This window comes from Altererythrobacter sp. B11 (genome assembly GCF_003569745.1).
GTDB lineage: Bacteria > Pseudomonadota > Alphaproteobacteria > Sphingomonadales > Sphingomonadaceae > Croceibacterium_C.
On the sequence record NZ_AP018498.1, the window covers coordinates 916691 to 937620 of the forward strand.

Genomic DNA, 20930 nt, shown 5'->3' on the forward strand with positions numbered 1-20930 from the left:
GGTGAGAGGGATGATTTGAATGCGCCAGAGCTACCTGTTCACGTCTGAAAGTGTTTCCGAAGGCCATCCCGACAAGGTTTCCGACCAGATTTCCGACGCGATTGTGGATCTTTTCCTGTCAAAGGATCCTGAAGCGCGCGTCGCCTGCGAAACGATGACGACGACGCAGCGCGTGGTGTTGGCCGGCGAAATCCGCTGCAAGGGCGTGTACGAGAACGGCGAATGGACGCCGGGTGCGCTGGAAGAGATCGAACAGGTTGTGCGCGGAACCGTGCGCGATATCGGCTATGAGCAGGAAGGGTTCCATTGGGAGACCCTGAGCTTCGAGAACTTCCTCCACGGCCAGTCGGCGCATATCGCGCAGGGCGTGGACGCCGGGGAGGCAGGATCCAACAAGGACGAGGGCGCTGGCGACCAGGGCATCATGTTCGGCTACGCCTGCAACGAAACGCCGGACCTGATGCCGGCGACGCTCGATTACAGCCACAAGATCCTGCAGCGTATGGCGGACGACCGGCATTCGGGCGCGGCGCCGTTCCTCGAGCCCGACGCAAAGAGCCAGGTCACGCTGCGCTTCGAGAATGGCAAGCCCGCTGCCTGCACCGCGATCGTGGTCTCCACCCAGCACGCTCCGGGCTACGACCAGGGCGACAAGGGTGCCGAGCTCAAGGCCTATGTAAAGCGCGTGGTGGCGGAGCTCCTTCCGGCCGAGCTGCTTTCCGACGCCACCGTCTATCACATCAATCCCACCGGCAGCTTTGAGATCGGTGGGCCTGATGGCGATGCTGGCCTTACCGGGCGCAAGATCATCGTCGATACCTATGGCGGCGCCGCCCCGCATGGCGGCGGGGCTTTCAGCGGCAAGGACCCCACGAAGGTGGACCGCTCTGCAGCTTACATCACTCGCTATCTGGCCAAGAACATCGTTGCGGCGGGTTTTGCCACGCGCTGCACAATCCAGCTGGCCTATGCGATCGGCGTGTCGGAGCCGCTTTCGCTCTATGTCGACACCCATGGCACGGGCACCGTGCCGGATGACCGGATCGAAGACGCGATCCGCTCGATCGGCAAGCTCCGCGGCCTCACTCCGCGCGGCATCCGGCTGCATCTGGGCCTGAACAAGCCGATCTATCGCCGCACCGCGGCCTACGGCCATTTCGGGCGCAAGGCGGATGGCGACTTCTTCCCGTGGGAGCGCACGGATCTGGTGGACGATCTGAAGGCCGCGCTGGCCTGAGACCGCATCGGGGGGCGGCATGAACGGCTCCCCCGCCGAAGTGCCTCTCACCGGCGCGCCCGGCGCCGGGCGCATCGTGCCGCTCGACGCTTTGCGCGGCCTTGCGGTGATGGGCATTGTGGCGATGAATGTCTTCGCCTTCGCCATGCCGGGCGCGGCCTATTACAATCCCGCAGCGTACAACCCCGGCGGCCGGGCAAGCCCCGTGGAACTGGTGCTGTGGGCGGCCAGCTATCTGCTGATCGAGGACAAGTTCCGCACGCTGTTCGCGATGATGTTCGGCGCCGGTGTCGCCATCCTGCTGGAGAAGCCCGGCCCAAGCCGATTGAGAGCCCATTACGGGCGCATGGCGGTGCTGTTCGCAATCGGCTTTCTGCACGCGCTCCTGCTGTTCAGCGGCGATGTGCTGCGGCTTTATGCACTGGCAGGCGTGGTGCTGCCGTTGTGCGCGCGCTGGCGCGCCCGCAGCCTGTGGATCGCCTGCGTCGCGCTGATGTTGCTCTACATGGCGGCCGGGTCGTGGATCGGCGGCCCGTGGATGGAATATTGGTGGCGCGTGGCCACGGTGCCCGGCACCGACCCTTCGCCTTTGGCGCCCGCCGAATATGCCTTCGGGGCCGATCCCGCCGCCATCGAACGGGGTTTGGCGCTGGGACGCGAGACCTTGAAAGAACACCTCGCCCGGCGGCTCTCCGCACCCCTCTCCGCGCTTTACGCTGCGGCGCTGGTGCTGCCGACCACCCTGGCAGGGATGCTGGCCGGCATGGCCTGCTGGCGCAACGGCCTGCTGGCGGGGCAGTGGAGCCCCGGCCGGTCCTTCAGGCTCGCGGCCAAGCTGGCGGTCGTGTCCATCCCGCCGCTTGGCCTGCTGATTACCGTGATCTTCTGGTCGGGCTTTGACGGGGCGGTGGTGGGTACCAGCGCGCTGGTGTGGAGCGCACCCTTCGACCTCTTACTAGGTATCGGCTGGGCGGCGCTGGCCATGGGGCTGTTCGTTCGCGCCGGTGCAGCCGCGTGGGTCTCGCGGCTCGCGGCCGTGGGGCGGATGGCGCTCACGAACTATCTGCTGACCAGCGTCATCCTCAGCGCAGTGTTCGCCAGCTGGGGCCTGGGCCTTTTCGGCGAGGTTTCGCGGCTTGCCACCTATGGCATCGCGTTGATCCCGCCCGTGCTGATGCTGCTGTGGTCGCCGGCATGGCTGCGCCACTTCCGCCAGGGGCCTGCCGAATGGCTCTGGCGCGGCCTTGCACAGGCGCGCTTCCTGCCCTTCAGGCGCTGAGCGGCGCCGCGCGCGTGGTTGCGAGATCGGCCCCGAGGTGCCGTGCCGCGAGGAGGTAGTGAGCACCCGCCCAAAGATAGAGCAGGGCCGAGAGCGCCATGGCGACAGCCAGCGCCTGCCCGCCGTCATAACCCCCCGCACGCATCAGTCCGTCGCTCAGCATGCCCAGCGCCAGCGGCCCCAGCCCCTGGCCGATCAGCCCGTAAATGGCGCCCAGCACCGCGCCGCCGGTGGCGCGCATGCGTGGGTGGAACAGGTTCTGGAACGTGCCGTAGGTCACGCCGAGATAGGTATATTGGAACAGGGCCGCCAGCGTGATCGCAGGCAGCAGCAGGGCAATGTTTTCACGCGTGATGGCGAAGATGTAGAGCGGCGCTGCGACCAGCAGGCATATGCCGGGTACCAGCGCATAGGCCGCTGGGCGGCTGCGTCCGAGCCAGTCGGCCAGCCGCCCGCCAGCAAGCACGGAGATTGCGCTGGGAAAGCTCGCCAGCAGGCCGGACACGAGGCCCGCCTGCACCAGCGTGAAGCCGAATTTGCGCACCAGCAGCAGCGCGACGAAGCTGTTCAGCGCGAAGCCCACCATTGCGGCGAGGGTCGATCCCGCCAGCAGTTGGCGCGCGCTGCGCAGGCGGAAGATGCGTGCGAGCACCGCGCCCATGCTGGGCACGTCATCCCCGGCGCCCGGATCATGGCGGCCGCGCGGCGGCTCCGCGATCAGCAAATAGGCCAGGATGGCGAGGATGAAGCCCGGGGCCGCGGCAACATAGAACGCGGTGCGCCAGCCGTAGGTCTGGCCCACCCACGCACCCCCGGCCGCGCCGATCAGCGCGCCTACCGGGGCCGCCAGCATGAGCACGGACATGGCCGTTGCCCGGCGTTCGGGAGGGAAATAATCAGAGACGACCGACTGCGTCGCGGGCAGCCCGACCGCTTCGCCCACGCCCACGCCGATACGGGCGAACAGGAGGTGGACCCAATTGCCCACCATGCCGCACAGCGCCGTGGCGATCGACCACAGCAGCGTGCCAAGCGCGATCAGCGAGAGGCGGCGTTTGCGCTCCGCCAGCCGCGCGACGAAAATGCCGAGGCCGACGTTGAGCACGGCGAAGGCGAGGCCGGTGAGCAATCCCACCTGCGTATCGCTCAGCCCGAATTCCTGCTGGATCGGCACGGCCAGCACGTTGAGCACGATGCGATCGACAAAGCCGACCGTGCTGATCGCCATTAGCAAGATCAGCGCCAGCCATGGCGCATCCCGGCGTGTGCCGCTTTCCCCCAAACTACCTCTCCCGGCCCCCTGATCGGGGCTCATCGTCAGGAGACGTAGCTCGCCGTGGTCTTCTGCGCCACCTCTTCCGCGCTCACGTCAGGTGCCAGTTCGACGAGCCGGAAAGGGCTGGCGTGATCGGGACGTTTGAACACGGCCAAATCGGTGATGATCATATCCACCACGTTCTGGCCCGTCAGCGGCAGGGTGCATTGCGGGATGAATTTCGGCTCGCCCGTCTTGGAGACATGCTCCATCACGACGATGATCTTCTTCACCCCGGCGACAAGATCCATGGCCCCGCCCATGCCTTTCACCATCTTGCCGGGGATCATCCAGTTGGCGATGTCGCCGCCTTCGGACACCTCCATCGCGCCCAGGACGGTCAGGTCGATATGGCCCCCGCGGATCATGCCGAAGCTGGTGGCGCTGTCGAAATATGCCGACTGGGGCAGCTCGCTGATCGTCTGCTTGCCGGCATTGATCAGATCAGCATCCACCTCGTCCGGATAGGGGAAAGGGCCGATCCCGAGCATGCCATTCTCGCTCTGCAAGGTGACCTCCATCCCTTCGGGGATGTGGTTGGCTACCAGCGTCGGGATACCGATGCCCAGGTTCACGTAGAAACCGTCCTCCAACTCCTGCGCTGCGCGGGCGGCCATCTCGTCGCGGGTCCAGCCATGTCGGGTTGCCGTGTCGTTCATGCTCACTCGCCTTCTGTCGGATTGGACCTGCCCGGCACCCAGCGCGCGTCGGGCGGAAAGACTTCATCGACGCTGCCCCGGATGGAGGCGCCGTAAACGGGATTGGGAAGGACGAACCAGCCGTTGCCCCACAGCGCAGCGAGGGTGCCGCGTGCGGCGAGATCGCGCCGTTCGCGCACCGTGCGGCCGCGATCATTGAGGACGTCGGCGAAGTCGCCCAGATTGTCGCCCCCCAGCGCGAGCACGCAATATTTCGCGGCGATTGTCGCCCGCCGGCCGTCCTTGGCGGAGCCCATGGCGTCGTCCCCCTTGAGGAACAGCGTCTCGCCATGGACGGCATCGCCCAGACCGCTTGCGGTGAGCGCGTCGATCGTACCGGCGGCATTGGCGGTTTCGCGATTAGTATTGAACACCACGGTCACGCCGGCTTCTCTCAGACGGCGGAGGCCAGTTACTGCGCCGGGAACGGGGGCTGTGTGCATTGCGCCGTCCCGCTCCCACTCGGCCCAGGCCTCGGCATTCCATGGCTCGCCGGTGGCGGCCTGCCAATATTCGTAGCCGAGATTGAGCAGCACCGTCTCGTCCACATCGAACACGGCAGCATAGGGCTTGGTGCTGCCATCGGCTGCCATGCAGGAGGTGTCGGCGATGCCGCCGGTCGCCTCGGGCAGGCCCATCGGCACCGAACGTTCCGGCGCAGCGGCGGCGCGGGCAACGACGAAATCCGCCAGGGAACGCCAGCTTTGAATGGAGGCGGCAGCGGCTTCGCCCGAGCCGAATAGCCAGCGCATGGAATCGGGCGCCGGGCGGGCTCCGTCCGGCTCCGAAACCGCGATAGCCGCGGGCGCTGACGCCACGCCGGAAGGTGCCGCGCATCCGGCCAGCGCCAGCACTGCAAGGCAGGCGAAAGAGCCCCGCATCAGGCGGCGGCGCGTTCGCGCGTGGTCACGAATTCGATCTTCTTGTCGTAGGGCGCGCCCACGACCATCCGCTGCACATACACGCCGGGAAGATGGATGCAGTCGGGATTGAGGCTGCCGGTCGGCACAATTTCCTCCACCTCGACCACGCACACCTTACCGCAGGTCGCGGCGGGCAGGTTGAAGTTGCGCGCCGTTTTGCGGAACACGAGATTGCCGGTCTCGTCGGCCTTCCACGCCTTCACGATGGCGAGATCAGCGAAGATGCCGCGTTCGAGGATATATTCCTCCCCGTCGAAGACCTTCACTTCCTTGCCTTCGGCCACCTGCGTGCCGACGCCGGTCTTGGTGTAGAAGCCCGGGATGCCGGCGCCACCTGCGCGCATGCGTTCTGCCAGCGTGCCCTGCGGGCAGAATTCCACTTCGAGTTCGCCGGACAGAAACTGGCGCTCGAACTCCTTGTTCTCCCCGACATAGGAGGAGATCATCTTCTTCACCTGCTTGGTGCGCAGCAGCTTGCCGATACCTTCATTGTCGATGCCCGCATTGTTGCTGGCGAAGGTAAGATTGCCCACGCCGCTGGCCTGGATTGCGCCGAGCAGCCGTTCGGGAATGCCGCAAAGGCCGAAGCCGCCAGCAGCGATCAGCATGCCGTCATGCAACAGGCCGTCGAGCGCGGCGGCGGCATCGGGGAAGATTTTCTGCATCCGATAGGCTCCGTGGTGGCAGCGTGCCGCAGCGCAATAGGCAATGGCGCTGCATCTGTCACCTCTGAGGGGAGATGCAGCGCAGTGCTGCGCCGCACCAAAACGTTGCATCGCAATATGTCCGTTGGAGCAAACCGCCGAGACCTATTATAAATGTACTCAAAACAGATGTTTATCTATTAGTTGCAGTTTTTGCATCGCGCCTTGCGCTTTTCGCACTTGCGAAGAGGGAGAGTCTGGCGGATACGGGACAGGCCTTTCAGGCATCCTCTCCCAAAACTTTCAGGCCCGGCCGGCAACGGTCGGGCTTTTTTCTTGCCGGCGCTGCGGGTCGCTTGTGCGCGTTCGCCCGGCATCATTCCGGCACATTCCTTGGCCTAGCCGGTTTGCAATCGGGCGGAGGCGATCCTAGCTGATGCCGACAAATCGCGAAGGGAGTGACAGAGCCGATGGCCGATGCCGATACCGCTGAAGTGGAAGAAGGCACCATTCGCCTCCAGGTGGCAGCTGCACGGCAGGAGGAAAGCGGCCGCGGCGTTGCGCGCATGCCGCGCTCCGCCTTCCAGACGCTGGGAATCACCGAAGGCGACATGGTGGAGATCGAGGGCAAGCGTGCCACGGCCGCTGTGGCGCTGCTCGCCGCCAGCGAAGATGATGCCCTTTCGGTCATTCGCCTCGATGGTCTGCAGCGCGCCAATGCCGGCACCTCCAGCGGTGAGCATGTGACCATCCGCCGCGCCGAATCGCGCCCTGCCACGCGGGTGGTGTTCGCCCCTGCGCAGCGCGAAATGCGGCTGCAGGGGCCGACCGAGGCCCTGAAGCGGGTGTTCTTCCAGCGGCCGATCGTCGCCGGCGATCTGGTGGCCACGCACGGCCAGCAGCCGGTGCAGAACGTGCCGCCCGAGGTGCGCCGCATGTTCAACGCACCGGCCTATGCGCTCACGCAGATCCGCCTGCAGGTGATCTCCACCCAGCCCAAGGGCATCGTCCATATCGACGAGAACACCGAGGTGGAGCTGCGCGCGGAGTTTGAAGAGCCGCGCGACGGCCGCGGCGTGATCAATTACGACGACGTGGGCGGGATGGAAGACACCATCAAGCAATTGCGCGAGATGGTGGAGCTGCCCCTGCGCTATCCCGAGTTGTTCACTCGCCTGGGTGTCGATCCGCCCAAGGGCGTGTTGCTGCACGGCCCGCCCGGGACCGGGAAGACGCGCCTGGCACAGGCAGTGGCCAATGAAAGCGACGCGGAATTCTTCACCATCAACGGGCCGGAGATCATGGGCTCTGCCTATGGCGAGAGCGAGAAGCGGCTGCGCGAAGTGTTCGAAGAAGCGGAGCGCGCGCAACCGGCCATCGTCTTCATCGACGAGATCGATTCGATCGCGCCCAAGCGCCAGAATGTGACGGGCGAGGCTGAAAAGCGGCTCGTGGCGCAGTTGCTCACGCTGATGGACGGGTTGCAGTCGCGCACCAATCTGGTGGTGATCGCCGCCACGAACCGGCCTGATGCCATCGATGAGGCGCTGCGTCGCCCCGGCCGCTTCGATCGCGAGATCATCATCGGCGTGCCGGACGAGAACGGCCGGCGCGAGATCCTTGCCATCCACACGCGCGGCATGCCGCTGGGCGAAGGGGTGGACCTGACCGAACTCGCCCGGAGTACGCATGGCTTCGTGGGGGCGGACCTTGCGGCCCTGGCACGCGAAGCGGCGATCGAGGCAGTCCGGCGGATCATGCCGCGGCTCGATCTCGATGCCCGCGAGATTCCTCCGCAGGTCCTGGAGGAACTGCAGGTCGAAAAGAACGACTTCCGCGAGGCGCTCAAGCGCGTGCAGCCCAGCGCCATGCGCGAAGTGATGGTGCAGGCGCCGACCGTGGGCTGGGCCGACATCGGCGGGCTGGACGAGGCGGAAGAGAAGCTGCGCGAAGGCGTGGAACTGCCGCTGAAAAACCCGCAGGCTTTCGACAGGCTGGGCATCCGCCCGGCCAAGGGCTTCCTGCTCTACGGCCCACCCGGCACGGGCAAGACGCTGCTGGCAAAGGCCGTGGCCAAGGAGGCCGAAGCGAACTTCATCTCGATGAAGAGCTCCGACCTGCTGTCCAAGTGGTATGGCGAGAGCGAGCAGCAGATCAGCCGCATGTTCGCCCGCGCGCGGCAGGTCGCGCCCTGCGTCGTCTTCATCGACGAGATCGACAGCCTCGTGCCCGCCCGGGGCTCGGGCGGCGGCACGGAACCGCAGGTGACGGCGCGCGTGGTCAACACGATTCTGGCCGAGATGGACGGGATGGAGGAGCTGAACTCGATCGTGGTGATCGGGGCGACCAACCGGCCGACGCTGGTCGATCCGGCGCTGCTGCGGCCGGGCCGGTTTGACGAGCTGGTCTATGTCGGCCCGCCGAACGAAGCGGGGCGCGAGTTGATCCTCAAGATCCACACCCGCAACATGCCGCTGGCCAAGGACGTCGATCTTGCCGCCCTCGCCCGCAAGACGCCGCGCTACACCGGCGCCGATCTGGAAGACGTGGTCCGCCGCGCCGGCCTGGTCGCGATCCGGCGCGACGGCATGAATGCGAACGAGGTAACCGCGGCGGATTTCGCCGAGGCGCTGGAAGACAGCCGACCGACGGTGACGGAGCAGATGGAAGAGGAATACGGCAAGATGAAGGGCGAGCTGAAGCGGCGCGCCATGGAAGTCCGCCCGATCGGCTTCATCCACGAAGGCATGCTGGAATCCACGCGCGAGCAGAAGCACGCGCCGGACGCCACCTGATCACGGGCGGCCGGGCTTCGGCCGGGCCGCTCCGCCGAACTGTTGCTAATCGTTCGAGGTCGCGTCCGGCTTCGGCAGGGGCACCGCCTTCTCGCTGCGCTCTATCATCAGCGAACCCGTCGGTTCGATCCGACGCCGGGCGATGGCCTCCGGCATTTCGCGGCGCAGCCAGTCCATCATCTGTTCGCGCACGTAGCAGCGCAGGTCGAAGGCCTGCCCGGCATCCCGCGCGCTCATCAGCAGGCGCACCTCCATGGTATCTGCCTTCGTGTCCGTGACCTGCACCCCTTGCGCACGCCCATCCCACAGATCGGCCGAGTGGATCAGCCGCTCGTATTCCGCGCGGATCGGCGCGATCTCCGTCGCGGGGTCGAGATAGAGGAACACCGTGCCGAGCAGCTGGGATTCGCTGCGCGTCCAGTTCTGGAAGGTCTCGTCGATGAACTTGCTCATCGGCACCACCAGCCGCCGCTCGTCCCAGATCTTCACCACCACATAGGTGGTGCGAATATCCTCGATCCGTCCCCACTCGCCATCCACGATCACTACGTCGTCGATCCGGATCGGCTCGGTCAACGCCATCTGCAGGCCGCCGATCAGCGATTTGAGCGCGGGCTGGGCGGCGGCGCCCACTGCCAGGCCGGCGAGGCCCGCCGATGCCATCAGCGTCACCCCGACGTTGCGGACGCCGGGGATCGAAAACAGCATCATGCCCACGGTCACGAAGATGATGATGAACGTGCCGATGCGCGAGAAGATGGCGAGGCGTGTGCGGCGGCGGCGCGCCTGCAGATTGTCTGCCGTGGTGATGTCGTTGCGCAGCTCGGCGGCGTGGACGAAGGCGCGCATGATGGCGAGCGCAATCCAGCCGATCAATGCCGGCAGGACGAATCCGGCCACCTGCTCCCATACGCTGGTCAGCACCGGCGCCACGCGACCTGCGAGCACGAGCCCGAGCGCAATCAGCGCCCAGCGCATCGGCCGGGCGAGCTGGCGCACGACCACATTGTCCGCATGGCTGTCGCTCGCCTTCGCGAAGCGCAGGAGGATGCCGTAGAAGATGCGGTGGGCGAGCAGGCCAGCAAGGATGCCGAGGATGGCGGCGGCGATAGCGAGGCCGGAGTTCCAGACCCAGAAGGGCATATCGGCGCGAAGGCCGGTCAAGAAATCGGGCATGGGTTAACCTGTGTTGCTTGATCCACCCTTCTAATGGGCAGCATCCCAGCTCGTTCCGAAGCCGATTTCCACCGCCAGCGGCACATCCAGCGTGACTGCGGGCAGGGCGGCTTCACCCATCACGCGGCGGATCACTGCGGAAGCGGCCTCCACCTGCTGTTCGGGCAGTTCGAAAACCAGCTCGTCATGCACCTGCAGCAGCATGCGCACCTGCGGCAGGCCGGCGGCTTCGAGGGCCGGCAGCATGCGCACCATGGCGCGCTTGATGATGTCGGCGCTGGTGCCCTGGATCGGGGCATTGATGGCGGCGCGTTCGCTTCCCTGCCGCTCTGCCTGATTGCGCGAATCGATGCGCGGGAACCACGTCTTGCGGCCGAACAGGGTCTGTGAATAGCCCCGCTCGCGCACGCTCTCCAGCGTCGCGACGATATAGCGCTGAATGCCGGGGAAGCGCTCGAAATAGCGGTCGATCATCGCCTGCGCCTCGTCCGGACTGGTGCCGAGGCGCGTGGCGAGCCCCCAGCGGCTGATGCCGTAGAGAATGGCGAAATTGATCGTCTTGGCCCGCGCGCGGGTGTCGCGATCCACCTGGCCGAACAGTTCCTCCGCCGTGCGGGAGTGGATGTCCTCGCCTTGGGCGAAAGCCTCCTTCAGCGGCGGAACATCGGCCATATGCGCGGCCAGCCGCAGCTCGATCTGCGAATAGTCGGCGGCCAGCAGTACATTGCCTTCCTCCGGCACGAAGGCTTCGCGGATGCGGCGGCCGATGGCGGTGCGGATGGGGATGTTCTGCAGATTGGGGTCGGTAGAAGAAAGGCGGCCGGTCTGCGCGCCAACCAGGCTGTAGCAGGTATGGACGCGGCCGGTGGCGGGATTAATCGCAGTTTGCAGCGCATCGGTGTAGGTGCTCTTCAGCTTGGCCAGCTGGCGCCATTCCAGCACCTTCTGCGCAATCGGCGCGCCCTCCGCCGCGAGCCGTTCCAGCACTGCCTGGTCGGTCGAATACTGGCCGCTCTTGCCCTTGCGCCCCCCTCTGAGGCCCATCTTGTCGAACAGGATGTCGCCCAGCTGCTTGGGGCTGCCGATGGTGAAGCTCTCGCCCGCCAGCGCGTGGGTTTCCCCTTCGATCCGGCCGATCTCGCGCGCGAACTCTTCTGAAAGGCGGGCAAGTGCGGCGCGGTCCACCTTGATGCCTTCGCGCTCCATCCGGGCGACCACGGGGATCAGCGGACGGTCGACCCGTTCATAGATCCGCGTCCCGGCCTCCAGCGCCAGCCGCGGGTGCAGCACCTTGTGCAGCCGCCAGGTGATGTCGGCATCCTCGCCTGCATATTCAGTCGCGCGGTCGAGCGGCACTTCGCCGAAGGCGATGGCCTTCTTGCCGGTGCCGCACACGTCCTTGAACGGGATGGGGGTGTGGGCGAGGTGGCGCTGGCACAGCTCATCCATGCCATGGCCGCCGCCGATGCCTTCGAGCAGGCGCCCCGCGTCCAGCGCGAAGCTGACGATCATCGTATCGTCCACCGGCGCCAGTTGGATGCCGTGGCGCGCAAGCACATTGAGATCGAACTTCACATTGTGCCCGATCTTCAGCACCGCATCGCTTTCCAGAAGCGGCTTCAGCGCGGCGAGCGCTTCGTCGCGGCCGATCTGCTCCGGCTTTTCGGCAAACATATCGCTGCCGCCATGGCCCAGCGGGATGTAGCACGCGTCATTCGGCCCCAGCGCCAGGCTGATCCCGGTGAGGCTGGCAGCGACCGCATCGAGCGAATTGGTCTCGGTGTCCACCGCCACGCGGTGCGCCGTGAAGGCGCGGTCAATCCAATGGAGGAGCCGCTCCATCGTCTGGACACATTCGTAGGAGGCGCGGTCGACCGCCGGCATGTCCGGCAGATCCTGCCGGTTGCCCGCCGGCGTGGCCGGCGCGCCGGCCTGTGGCGGCCGGGGCGGGTTGAGATCGGTGGCGCGCGCGGGCGACCCGTTGCCGCCGTCCAGCCGCTTGAGCAGGCTGGTGAAGCCATGCTGGGAGAGGAAGGCGGCGAGCGGCTCGCGCGGCACCGCATCGAGGCGGAAATCGTCCAGCGGCATGGGCAGCGGGCAATCGTCGCGCAGCTGCACCAGCACGCGGCTGAGTTCCGCCATTTCGCGACCTTCGACCAGCCGTTCCTGCAGCTTGGACTTCTTCATCCCCGGTGCCGCATCCAGCGCGGCCTGCAGGCTGCCATGCTCCTGGATCAGCTTGCTCGCCGTCTTCGGGCCGATGCCGAAGATGCCAGGGACGTTGTCCACCGAATCCCCCATCAGGGCCAGCACATCGCCCACCAGCGCGGGGGGAACACCGAATTTCTCGATCACTTCGGGAATGCCGATGCGCTGGTTCTTCATCGTATCCAGCATGTCCACCTGGCCGGGCGGTATGCCGTCGTCGGGCTCCACCTCTTCGCCCACCAGCTGCATCAGATCCTTGTCGCTGGACACAATCGTCACATCCCAGCCGCGCCGGGCGGCGGCGCGCGCGTAGGAGGCGATCAGATCGTCCGCCTCAAGGCCTTCTTCCTCGATGCAGGGGAGGCTGAAGGCGCGGGTCGCGTCGCGGATCAGCGGGAACTGGGGTTTCAAATCCTCCGGCGGCTCCGGCCGGTTCGCCTTGTACTGATCGTAGATCTCATTGCGGAAGGACACGCCGGAGGCGTCGAGGATCACCGCCAGATGGGTGGGGCCATCGGCCTTGTGCAGATCCTCCGCCAGCTTCCACAGCATCGTGGTGTAGCCATAGACCGCGCCTACGGGCGTCCCCTGCGGATTGGTGAGGGGGGGAAGCCGGTGATAGGCCCGGAAAATGTACGACGAACCGTCGACGAGATAGAGATGCTGCTTGTCCGCCATTCGCAAGCTGCTAGCAGCGCGGCGCCGTCAGGTCAGCCGCTTTCCGCGCGCCGGCAGGGCGGATGGTCGCGGCGTCGCTGCCCTGATCTCGCCACAATTGTGCTTGCGCTGCCTTAAAGTTGCCACTATTGCCGGCCGCGAAATTGGCCCTTTCGGCGGATTTCACGCGAGCCCCAAGGGCCGCGTAATGTTATCGCTGTTTAAGGATAGACAAACATGCGCAAGATCGTTCTCGCCGCTGCCGTTGCCGGCGCTGCTCTCTCGCTGGCCGCCTGCTCGAACGAGACCACGGACGCTGCTGGCGACACCGCCGATTCGGCGATGGCTGACAGCCAGGCGAACATGGAAGCCGCTGCCGACACGGCGAGCGACGCTGCCACCGAAGCTGCTGACGCTGCTTCCGACGCCGCCGATGCCGCAACTGACGCTGCTGACGCCGCTGCCGATGCCGCGACCGACGCTGCGACCGAGACCCCGGCTGCTGAATAAGCCTGGTCTTACCGGATAAAGGAAAGGGCGTGGCCGCAAGGCCGCGCCCTTTTTCTTTGTGCCGTCCGCAGTTCGCTCACCAAAGAGCGAAAGCGGCCGCTATTGCTTGGTGGAACCGTATTCGGCCTTCACCCACTGACGGCTGGTGTTGGTCGGCGCGGTGTAGCCATCATAGAGCGCGCGGGCGATTTCCGCGATCTTCGCCTCGCGGTTCAGGCGCGAGCCCTGGCCGGTCACATAGATCGCCACGGCGATGGAGCGACCATCCGGCGCGGTCAGAATGCCGATGTCGCTGGAGGTGTTGTTCAGCGAACCCGTCTTGTGCGCGACGGTGACGTCCCCCGGCATCTGGGCCGGAATGCGACGGGTACCCGTGCGGCACTGCTCCATCGTGCCGATCAGGAAATCGCGGCTTTCAGGGCGCAGCCAGCGGCCCTGATACAGGCCGGTCAGCAGCTGAACCATGGCGCGGGGCGTCGCACTGTCCCGAATGTCGATCTGCACGGCGGGGTCGATTTCCCCGTCGTCGCGCACCAGCGTGGCGATATCGCGGGTGAGGTTATATTCCTTCACGCCGGCCCGCCGGGCCCAGTCATTGACTGCGGACGGGCCGCCCACCGCTGCCAGCAGCGCATCGGTGGCAGAATTGGAGCTGCGCGTCAGCATCAGCTGAATCAGTTCGCGCGCCTGCAGATACTGGCCCTTGCGCACCGGCGCGATCGCACTGGAAAAGGGCTTGGAGCTCAACGGCAGCAGCAGCGGATATTCGCTCGTCAGGCTCAGCCGGCCCTGATCCACACCTTCCAGGAAGGTCGCGGCGATCGCGATCTTGCTGGTGCTGGCCATCGGGAAACGCTGATCGCCGAGCACGCCGACCTGCTGGCCGGTGGCAAGATCGATGGCGGCCACGCCGATGCGGCCGCGCGATCCGTCAGCAAGGCTGGCGATCTGCCGCTCCAGCGCGCTGTCGAACGCCGGCGCGAAATCGCGCGGCTGGCGCAGATCCGTGCCGAATGCGCCGTCAAACGCCGCTTCGATCGTGTCATTTCCGGCGCGCGCAGGCGCCACGCTGGCGAGGGCGAGGCCAAAGATGGCCGCCATCCGAGTGAAATTTCCGAATCCCATAGCTCTGCGAGTATTGCCCGTCCTCATTGTTAAATGATTAACCAACTGAGCCTCCACGGCAATTGCAGGCGCGATGAAGCGTTATCCACAGGCGACCGGCCGGGGTCAAGCCGGGAACAAACCCCTGAAATTGCCGTGACGGGTGTATTACGCCGGCTTGCGCAGGCGCAGGGCGAATTGATCAGTCTTTCCGCGTATTGTCGGATCGAACACATTTGCATCGCGCGGATCGGTCGGGCGGGAGTAGAGATCACTCTCCTCTTCCAGCACGAAGCCCGCCGCGGTCAGCGCATCCACTGCCGCCTTTTTGTCGATGCGGTGAAGCTTGTCGGTGTCGGCCGTGCCGCTGCCGTCTTTCGCGCTGTGATCCACCACCACCAGCGTGCCGCCAGGCTTCAGCGCATCGTACAGCGCCTTGATCGCCTTGTCGGCCGTCCCAGCCGGATTGTTGGCGGTGTAGAGGTCGTGGAGGTTCTGCACGGTGATGATCGTGTCCAGCGGCTCGGGGAAGCCCGGCGCGGTAATCGGCCCGCGCAGCGGCACCACCCGCTCGGGATAAGGGGCCACGGCATCATCCTGCTCGGTCGCATATTCCGGGCGGAAGGCGATGAATTCCTTCGGCTGGAAGGCATAGACCTTGCCGTTCTGCCCTACGGCCATGGCCAGCAGGCGCGTGACGTAGCCGCCGCCCATGATGTAGTCGCCCACCTTCTCGCCCTTGTCGATCTGCGCGAAGGCCAGCAGTTCGCTCGGCTTGCGGGCCGCATCGGCATCGCGATCGGCCTGGGGGCGGGCGATGTCGTTTACCGCCACACGGTAATTGGCCGCCGAATATGTCGGCGGCGCCTCTTTCTCCGTCGTATCGGAAGTGCCGCAGCCGGCGAGGGATGTGGCGGCAAGCGCCGCCCAAAGATATGCGCGCATCAACTCTCTCCCTGTTTTTATTGGCGGGAGAATAGCGCAGCGCGCCGCAGCTTCCAAATCGCATGAAAAAGGGCCGGGGGATCGCTCCCCCGGCCCTTTCGGGTCCGAAACGGACTTGGTCGGTTTAGAAACCGCCCATGCCGCCCATGCCGCCCATGTCGGGCATCGCGGGAGCAGCCTTGTCTTCCGGCACGTCGCTGATCGCCGCTTCGGTGGTGATCAGCAGGCCGGCGACCGAAGCCGCATCCTGCAGCGCGGTGCGCACGACCTTGGTCGGGTCGATCACGCCGGCGGCGGTCAGGTTCTCATAGGTGTCGGTCGCGGCGTTGAAGCCCTGGGTCTCGTCACCCTCGCGCAGGAGGTTGCCCGAAACCACGGCACCGTCATGGCCGGCGTTTTCCGCGATCTGGCGGACCGGAGCCATGATGGCCTGGCGCACGATGTCCACGCCGCGGGTCTGGTCGTCGTTCTCGCCCTTGAGGCCTTCGAGAGCCTTGGTGGCGTAGAGCAGCGCCGTACCGCCGCCCGGAACGATGCCTTCTTCCACAGCAGCGCGGGTTGCGTGCAGCGCATCGTCCACGCGGTCCTTGCGCTCCTTCACCTCGACTTCGGACGCACCGCCCACCTTGATCACCGCCACGCCGCCAGCCAGCTTGGCCAGGCGTTCCTGCAGCTTCTCGCGGTCATAGTCGCTGGTCGTGGTTTCGATCTGGGCGCGGATCTGCTCGACCCGGGCCTTGATGTCGTCGGCATTGCCGGCACCATCCACGATCGTGGTGTTGTCCTTGTCGATGGTGACGCGCTTGGCCTGGCCCAGCATGTTCAGCGACACGTTCTCGAGCTTGATGCCCAGATCTTCGCTGATCATCTCGCCATTGGTCAGGATCGAGATGTCCTGCAGCATGGCCTTGCGGCGATCGCCGAAGCCCGGAGCCTTCACGGCAGCGATCTTCAGGCCGCCGCGCAGCTTGTTGACCACCAGCGTGGCCAGCGCCTCACCTTCGATATCCTCGGCGATGATCAGCAGCGGACGGCCGCTCTGCACCACGGCTTCGAGGATCGGCAGCATGGACTGCAGGTTGGAGAGCTTCTTCTCGTGGATCAGGATGTAGGGATCGTCGAGCTCGACGGTCATCTTCTCCGGATTGGTCACGAAATAGGGGCTGAGATAGCCGCGGTCGAACTGCATGCCCTCGACGACGTCGAGCTCGAATTCGAGACCCTTCGCCTCTTCGACGGTGATCACGCCTTCCTTGCCGACCTTGTCCATGGCTTCGGCGATCTTCTCGCCCACTTCACGGTCGCCATTGGCGGAGATCACGCCGACCTGGGCGATCTCGGAAGAGCCGGAAACATCCTTGGAACGGGACTTGAGGTTCTCGATCACCTTGGTGACGGCAAGGTCGATGCCGCGCTTCAGGTCCATCGGGTTCATGCCGGCGGCAACCGACTTCATGCCTTCGCGCACGATGGCCTGCGCCAGCACGGTGGCGGTGGTGGTGCCGTCACCCGCAGCGTCATTGGCCTTGGAGGCCACTTCGCGCAGCATCTGCGCGCCCATGTTCTCGAACTTGTCCTTCAGTTCGATTTCCTTGGCGACGGTGACGCCGTCCTTAGTGATGCGGGGAGCGCCGAAGCTCTTGTCGATCACCACGTTGCGGCCCTTGGGGCCGAGCGTGACCTTCACCGCATTGGCAAGCGTATCGACGCCCTTGAGGATGCGTTCGCGCGCGTCGCGCGAAAATTTCACGTCCTTGGCAGCCATTTCGTTTCTCCTGGAATCTGGTTGGGGTTGAAAAAGGGAAGCGGCGGGGATCGCGTCAGGCGATCACACCCATGATGTCGCTTTCCTTCATGATCAGCAGGTCTTCCCCGTCGATCTTCACTTCGGTGCCGGACCACTTGCCGAACAGCACGCGGTCGCCGGCCTTGACGTCCAGCGGAGTGACGGTGCCGTCTTCGGCCTTGGAGCCAGTGCCGACGGCGATGATCTCGCCCTCGCTGGGCTTTTCTTTCGCGCTGTCGGGGATGATGATGCCGCCGGCCGTCTTTTCCTCGGCCTCGATACGACGGACCAGAACGCGGTCGTGCAACGGACGGAATGCCATGTGTATGACCTCTTCCAAATGAGTGTTTGTCCCTGTTGGCACTCCCACACAGAGAGTGCCAGCGGCGCGGATATGGTTGGGCACCGCCGGGCCGTCAACACCTGGCCGGCACTATTTTTCGTCCGCGGTCCTTGCTTGCGGCAGCAGTCCGAGCCTTTCGCGCCAGTGCCACCGCAGCAGCAGCAGGGCGGCCGCGAACACCAGCCCGGCGGCGAGGCCGAGCCATACGCCCACGCCCTCCAGCGGGGAATAGAGGCCCAGCCACACGGCCAGGCCGAAGCCTGGCACCCAGTAGGAGAACACCGCGATCCACATGGGGATGCGCGTGTCCTTGAGGCCGCGGAGCGCGCCCGCGGCCACCACCTGCACCCCGTCGAATAGCTGGAAGGCGGAAGCGACCATCAGATAGCGGATGGCAAGGGCCGCCAGCGCGGCGTTCGCCGCATCCTCGGGGTCGATATAGATCGCCAGCAGCAGATCGGGGGCCAGCAGCATCAGCAGGGCGGTGAACACCATGAACCCCGTGCCCAGCGTGACCGCTGCCCAACCCGCGCGGGCGACGCCGGCCGGATCGCGGGCGCCATGAAAATAGCCCACCCGGATCGTCGCGGCCTGGCTGACGCCGAAGGGCACCTGGAAGGCGAGCGAGGCGATCTGCAGCGCCACGGTATGCGCGGCCAGCTCCACCGCGCCGATGCGGCCCATCAGGAAGGCGGCAGTGCCGAAGATGCCTGCCTCGGCCATCACGGTCAGCGCGATCGGCAGGCCGATGCGCGCCAGTTCCATGAAGCGGGGCCAGTCGGGCCGCCAGAAGTAGCCGAAGATGTGATAGCGATGGAGCAGCGGATCGAGCCGGATCGCCACGACATAGGCCGCGAAGGTGACGAGCGCGGTGATGATGGTGGCGATGGCCGCGCCCTGCAGCCCCAGCGCCGGCGCGCCCAGATTGCCGAAGACGAAGGCGTAATTGCCCAGCGCGTTCACCCCGATCCCCCCGGCGGTGATCAGCGTGGCGAGCAGCGGCCGGCCGAGGGTGGATACGAAGCTGCGCAGCACGCCCGCCGCCACGCTCGGGATCATCGCCCACAGCAGCAGGTCCATATAAAGGCCGGCCAGCGCGGCGATGCGCGGCACTTGCCCGGTCGCCAGCATGAAGCTTTCCGAAAGCGCGCAGAGCACCATGGCCAGGGCACTGCTCACCACCGTGAGCCACAGCGCCATCCGCACCGATCGGCGCACCGGCCGCAGTGCGGGCGCGCGTGCGCCCAGCTCGGCCGCGGCCACGGCGGAGACCGCGCCGGTAAGGCCGGTGAGGGTCCAGTTGAGCAGGCCGAAAATCGCCACGGCGAGGGCGGAGGCGGCCAGCTCGTCCTCCCCCAGGCGGGCGATGAAAATGACGTCCACCGCATAGGTCAGCATCTGCAGCAGATTGGCAGCCGCCAGCGGCCCCGCGAGGCGCAGGGTGGCGGCGAATTCGCCGCGCCAGAGAGAAGGGGCGCGCGCGGCAGACATAAGCAGGCGGCGATAGGCGGCGTTTGTTGCATAGGAAAGCAACAGCTGCATGAATGCCGCAATTGCCTGCATCCTGCGGCGCCAACGCCACAAATGCTTCCTAAGCGGCGCAAGCGGCGATAGGAGGCGGCGCTGATTCTACGGAGGCCCTATGAAACTGGACTGCCGCGCTCTTCTCCCGCTCACTCTTGCTTTTGCCCTCGCCGCATGCGGCGGCGGGTCTGACAACGCCGGCGACGATGCCGCTGTCGCCACGCCCGAAGCCACCGATACGGCTGCGGCACTGCCGACCGACAGCGCGACGCCCAGCGATGCGGCGACGGAGACCCCCTCCGCCACGCCGAGCGAGACGGCCAGTGCCACTCCCACTCCCACGCCCAGCGCCAGCAAGTCCGCCGCGCCTGCCGCCGCCGCTGCTCCGGCCGCTGCTGCCGCCACGCCGCCGCAGGCCTTCACCCAGTGCACCGTGTGCCACTCCGTGAAGCCGGGCGACAACGGCATCGGCCCCAGCCTCGCCGGCATCTACGGCACCAAGGCGGCCGAAGTGCCGGGCTTCAAGTTCAGCCCGGCGATGAAGGAATCGGGCCTGACCTGGGACGACGCGACGCTCGACACCTATCTCAAGGATCCCCGCAAGGTCGTGCCCGGCACGATCATGGGCTTTGGCGGCGTGAAGGACGATGCCAAGCGCAAGGCGATCGTCGCCTATCTGAAGACGCTGTAGGACATCCGGCGCCGGGGGCGGCTCCCCGGCGCCGAAAACAGCCTCAGCCGGACGAAAAAGGGCGGCGCCTCGCGGCACCGCCCTTTCTCATGTCCCTTGCGGGAGCAGCTTACTTCAGCTCGACGGTGCCGCCGGCTGCTTCGATCTTGCCCTTGATGTCTTCGGCTTCGGCCTTGTTGACCGCTTCCTTGATCGGCTTCGGGGCGCCTTCGACCAGAGCCTTGGCTTCCGTGAGGCCCAGGCCGGTGATGGCGCGGACTTCCTTGATCACCTGGATCTTCTTGCCGCCGTCACCGGTCAGGATGACGTCGAACTCGGTCTGCTCTTCAGCAGCGGCTTCACCGGCGCCACCGGCGGCGGGGGCGGCCACGGCCACGGCAGCAGCGGCGGAAACGCCCCATGCTTCTTCCAGGGCCTTGGCGAGTTCGGCGGCTTCCATGACGGTCAGCTGCGACAGGTCTTCAACAAGCTTGGCGATATCGGCCATGATGTTTCACTCCGTTAATTGGTTGGACCCGGGCAAACCGGCCCGGGGAATTCGAGAATTGGAAAAACCGCTTACGCCGCTTCTTTGGCGCCATAGGCACCGAAGACGCGGGCGAGCTTGGCCGCGGGCTCGTTGACGACCCGGACGATCTTCGTCGCCGGGGCGTTGATGAGACCCACGATCGTGCCCCGCAGCTCGTCGAGGCTCGGCATCGAGGCGAGCGCCTTGACCCCTGCTTCGTCGAGCACCGTGCTGCCCATGGAACCACCGACGATTTCGAGCTTGTCGGTCGTCTTGGCGAAGTCCACCGCGGCCTTGGCGGCTGCGACCGGATCGACCGAATAGGCCAGAGCGGTCGGGCCGGTGAGGAAATCCTCGAGCCCGGTGTAATCCGTGTCCTTCAGGGCGAGCTTGGCGAGGCGGTTCTTCGCGACCTTGTAGGACGCACCGGCTTCCCGCATCTTCGCGCGCAGTGCGGTGGATTGAGCCACCGACAGGCCGAGGTTGCGGGTGATGACCACCACGCCGCTCTCGTTGAAGACTGCGTTGAGCTGGGCGACCGAATCGGCTTTCTGCGAACGATCCATGCCTTACTCCTTCACTATGGC

General features: G+C 66.0%; 18 protein-coding genes. 5 read left to right on the forward strand and 13 right to left on the reverse strand.

Going from position 1 to position 20930, the window contains the following annotated elements; genetic code table 11:
* Positions 1 to 19 precede the first annotated feature (19 nt).
* The gene (gene metK / locus AEB_RS04425; RefSeq protein ID WP_119082103.1) at positions 20 to 1237 is read left to right on the forward strand and encodes a methionine adenosyltransferase; all 1218 of its coding nucleotides are present in this window, start codon (positions 20 to 22) and stop codon (positions 1235 to 1237) included.
* Positions 1238 to 1256: 19 nt separating this feature from the next.
* Positions 1257 to 2516, forward strand: a complete 1260-nt coding sequence (locus tag AEB_RS04430; RefSeq protein ID WP_119082104.1) for a DUF418 domain-containing protein — start codon at positions 1257 to 1259, stop codon at positions 2514 to 2516.
* Here the strand turns inward: AEB_RS04430 and AEB_RS04435 are convergent.
* The 4 genes from AEB_RS04435 to AEB_RS04450 form a co-directional block, all read right to left on the reverse strand.
* On the reverse strand, positions 2506 to 3744 hold the full coding sequence (locus AEB_RS04435; RefSeq protein ID WP_172593000.1) for a spinster family MFS transporter: 1239 nt from the start codon (positions 3742 to 3744) through the stop codon (positions 2506 to 2508). The two genes, AEB_RS04430 and AEB_RS04435, sit on opposite strands and share 11 nt — an antisense overlap.
* 89 nt (positions 3745 to 3833) lie before the next feature.
* Positions 3834 to 4490, reverse strand: coding sequence for a CoA transferase subunit B (locus AEB_RS04440; protein WP_119082106.1), 657 nt, complete (start codon positions 4488 to 4490; stop codon positions 3834 to 3836).
* A gap of 2 nt (positions 4491 to 4492) precedes the next feature.
* Positions 4493 to 5281: a 5'-nucleotidase, lipoprotein e(P4) family gene (locus AEB_RS04445; RefSeq protein ID WP_231958903.1), complete on the reverse strand. Its 789-nt coding sequence runs from the start codon at positions 5279 to 5281 to the stop codon at positions 4493 to 4495.
* A gap of 128 nt (positions 5282 to 5409) precedes the next feature.
* The gene (locus AEB_RS04450) at positions 5410 to 6117 is read right to left on the reverse strand and encodes a CoA transferase subunit A (RefSeq protein ID WP_119082108.1); all 708 of its coding nucleotides are present in this window, start codon (positions 6115 to 6117) and stop codon (positions 5410 to 5412) included.
* 449 nt (positions 6118 to 6566) lie between these two features.
* Between AEB_RS04450 and AEB_RS04455 the strand changes: the two genes are divergently transcribed.
* The gene (locus tag AEB_RS04455; protein ID WP_119082109.1) at positions 6567 to 8891 is read left to right on the forward strand and encodes a CDC48 family AAA ATPase; all 2325 of its coding nucleotides are present in this window, start codon (positions 6567 to 6569) and stop codon (positions 8889 to 8891) included.
* Between the two features lie 45 nt (positions 8892 to 8936).
* On the opposite strand, the gene AEB_RS04460 is transcribed toward AEB_RS04455, so the two are convergent.
* Together AEB_RS04460 and polA are read right to left on the reverse strand one after the other, a co-directional pair.
* Positions 8937 to 10067, reverse strand: coding sequence for a mechanosensitive ion channel family protein (locus AEB_RS04460; protein ID WP_119082110.1), 1131 nt, complete (start codon positions 10065 to 10067; stop codon positions 8937 to 8939).
* Between the two features lie 30 nt (positions 10068 to 10097).
* A complete protein-coding gene (gene polA / locus AEB_RS04465) occupies positions 10098 to 12953 on the reverse strand; it encodes a DNA polymerase I (RefSeq protein WP_119082111.1) in 2856 nt (951 codons plus the stop codon).
* Between the two features lie 216 nt (positions 12954 to 13169).
* On the opposite strand from polA, the gene AEB_RS04470 reads away from it, so the two are divergent.
* Positions 13170 to 13442, forward strand: coding sequence for a hypothetical protein (locus AEB_RS04470; RefSeq protein ID WP_119082112.1), 273 nt, complete (start codon positions 13170 to 13172; stop codon positions 13440 to 13442).
* A 99-nt stretch (positions 13443 to 13541) separates the two neighbouring features.
* On the opposite strand, the gene bla is transcribed toward AEB_RS04470, so the two are convergent.
* The 5 genes from bla to AEB_RS04495 all read right to left on the reverse strand — a co-directional run bounded on the left by bla (position 13542) and on the right by AEB_RS04495 (position 19111).
* A complete protein-coding gene (gene bla, locus AEB_RS04475) occupies positions 13542 to 14543 on the reverse strand; it encodes a class A beta-lactamase (RefSeq protein ID WP_119084450.1) in 1002 nt (333 codons plus the stop codon).
* 171 nt (positions 14544 to 14714) lie between these two features.
* Complete coding sequence (locus AEB_RS04480) at positions 14715 to 15491, reverse strand: class I SAM-dependent methyltransferase (protein ID WP_119082113.1); 777 nt, start codon at positions 15489 to 15491, stop codon at positions 14715 to 14717.
* Positions 15492 to 15615: 124 nt separating this feature from the next.
* Positions 15616 to 17256 (reverse strand): chaperonin GroEL, encoded by a 1641-nt coding sequence (gene groL / locus AEB_RS04485; protein ID WP_119082114.1) that lies wholly within the window; start codon positions 17254 to 17256, stop codon positions 15616 to 15618.
* A gap of 55 nt (positions 17257 to 17311) precedes the next feature.
* Complete coding sequence (gene groES, locus AEB_RS04490) at positions 17312 to 17599, reverse strand: co-chaperone GroES (protein WP_119082115.1); 288 nt, start codon at positions 17597 to 17599, stop codon at positions 17312 to 17314.
* Positions 17600 to 17710: 111 nt separating this feature from the next.
* Positions 17711 to 19111 carry an MATE family efflux transporter gene (locus AEB_RS04495; protein ID WP_119084451.1) on the reverse strand — a complete coding sequence of 467 codons (1401 nt, stop codon included), beginning with the start codon at positions 19109 to 19111 and terminating at the stop codon, positions 17711 to 17713.
* A gap of 151 nt (positions 19112 to 19262) precedes the next feature.
* Here AEB_RS04495 and AEB_RS04500 point away from each other — a divergent pair, with 151 nt between their 5' ends.
* Positions 19263 to 19835: a c-type cytochrome gene (locus AEB_RS04500; RefSeq protein WP_119082116.1), complete on the forward strand. Its 573-nt coding sequence runs from the start codon at positions 19263 to 19265 to the stop codon at positions 19833 to 19835.
* A gap of 109 nt (positions 19836 to 19944) precedes the next feature.
* On the opposite strand, the gene rplL is transcribed toward AEB_RS04500, so the two are convergent.
* On the reverse strand, positions 19945 to 20322 hold the full coding sequence (gene rplL, locus AEB_RS04505; RefSeq protein ID WP_119082117.1) for a 50S ribosomal protein L7/L12: 378 nt from the start codon (positions 20320 to 20322) through the stop codon (positions 19945 to 19947).
* 71 nt (positions 20323 to 20393) lie between these two features.
* The gene (gene rplJ / locus AEB_RS04510) at positions 20394 to 20909 is read right to left on the reverse strand and encodes a 50S ribosomal protein L10 (protein WP_119082118.1); all 516 of its coding nucleotides are present in this window, start codon (positions 20907 to 20909) and stop codon (positions 20394 to 20396) included.
* Positions 20910 to 20930 lie beyond the last annotated feature (21 nt).